General features: G+C 44.2%; 1 protein-coding gene. It reads right to left on the reverse strand.

All coding sequences use genetic code 11. From position 1 onward, the window contains the following. On the reverse strand, positions 1-935 hold a 935-nt coding region (locus VXQ92_RS20600), incomplete at its 3' end, for a P22 phage major capsid protein family protein (protein ID WP_416683028.1). Between the last annotated feature and the right edge of the window lie 144 nt (positions 936-1,079).

A 1,079-nucleotide genomic window follows, 5' to 3' on the forward strand; every position in this document is an offset into this window, starting at 1 on the left:
GCAGGTAATGCACTTGTTGTTTTGTTTGGTGCGGTTGCATTAAGGCCCGGATAGATTGAAACAGCAGTGTTAGTGCCCACTGTAGCTGTAGCAGTAACTACAAACTGCTGAAGAACTCCGAGATCTTGACCAGTCAAAGGATGCACTGCGTTAACACCAGCAATCGTAAAGATTGTACCCTGCGTTAATGTGCCAGCAGTTGCAGCCGACAAGACAACTGTTTTACCTGTTTGGTTGGCACCACTTACTGTAATGCCAGCAGCAGTACCGTTGTTGAATACCGCAACAGATTGATGCTCATATAAGTCTGCACCAAATGCAGTTGCTACATAGCCTTGCAAATAAGCCTTGCTTGATGTTTGCGTCGGATTATACATACGCGACACTTCACCACTCAGAGCAACGTTTGCCGCACTAGAAAGGATTACCGAACGATCACCCGCAGGTGCTAAGTATTGATTCAACTTTGCACGGCCCAAGGCTAAAGCATTAGAAGGGTTTGTACCAGATAATGACATAGCAACTTGGTTAGGAGTGCCAAGCACACCACGTGCAATAAGATCTGCTTCAACTACAGATGAAAGTGTCTGCATTTGAGGACGTAAGATGCGATCTTTAAAGTCGGTTAGATTAAGTGCTTTTTCTTTAGCACCAAACTGCAATGCAACGTGCTTTTGAGTATCAAGAGTCAAGTTTACAGATTCTTCAACAACATCAGTTGCACCACCGCCCTCTGCAAATACTGAGCCGTTATATACGCGGCCAGCTGTAGGGATTTTGATTTTTACAGTATCGCCTTTTTGGTAGCCCTGTACATCTTTACCAAATTCTTCTTGGCGACCTTTGTTAATATTTGCAATAAATGGCGCTTCTTCTTCCAGCATTTTAGCTGCTTCACGAGCGATCATTTGGTGCGTAAGAATGGTATTAGCCATAAATTATTTTCCTTTATTCCGGTTCTGTGTTTCAGTCCTATACCATTCGTCATCACTCATCTTAGATGGGTCACGAACAGCAGGCGCATTTGCTTGGACAGGTTTTATTGGTGGTGGAGCTTTTGAAACAGGTGGAGTGGCTGG

It is taken from the genome of Acinetobacter sp. 228 (genome assembly GCF_048147885.1).